Origin of the sequence: Pseudomonas sp. EL_65y_Pfl2_R96 (assembly GCF_963970905.1) — a bacterium.
Lineage (GTDB): Bacteria > Pseudomonadota > Gammaproteobacteria > Pseudomonadales > Pseudomonadaceae > Aquipseudomonas.
Genome location: NZ_CAXAQH010000429.1, coordinates 1 through 348, shown reverse-complemented (window position 1 = coordinate 348; position 348 = coordinate 1). Strand labels below are relative to the sequence as shown.

Annotated in this window: 1 protein-coding gene; it reads left to right on the top strand. The window is 64.1% G+C overall.

The genetic code is table 11. The features are described 5' to 3' along the window. Positions 1 to 348, top strand: a 348-nt coding sequence (locus AACY49_RS31410; protein ID WP_339528261.1) for an immunoglobulin-like domain-containing protein, incomplete at both ends; no start/stop codon positions are given.

Here is a 348-nt window from a genome sequence, read left to right as displayed (position 1 = left end):
CCATCGTTTATACCGCCACCCTGAGCAATGCGGCCGGTACGCCGGTCACCGTGACACTGTCGAACGGCGCGGTGATCACCATCGCCGCCGGCGCCACCAGCGGTTCCGTGACCGTCGACGCGCCGAAAGACGACGTCTATAAAGACGCCGGCCAAGTCGAGGTGACGATCAAAGATGCCGCCGGCGGCAACTTTGAAAACCTGGCGACCAATCCGGCAGCAGCGGTCACCGATGTGACCGACACCATCGACACTTCGACGGTCAACCTCACCGCGACCAGCACTGTGGCTGAAGGCGGCACGGTGGTTTACACCGCATCCGTCTCGGCACCGGTCACCGGCTCGCCAG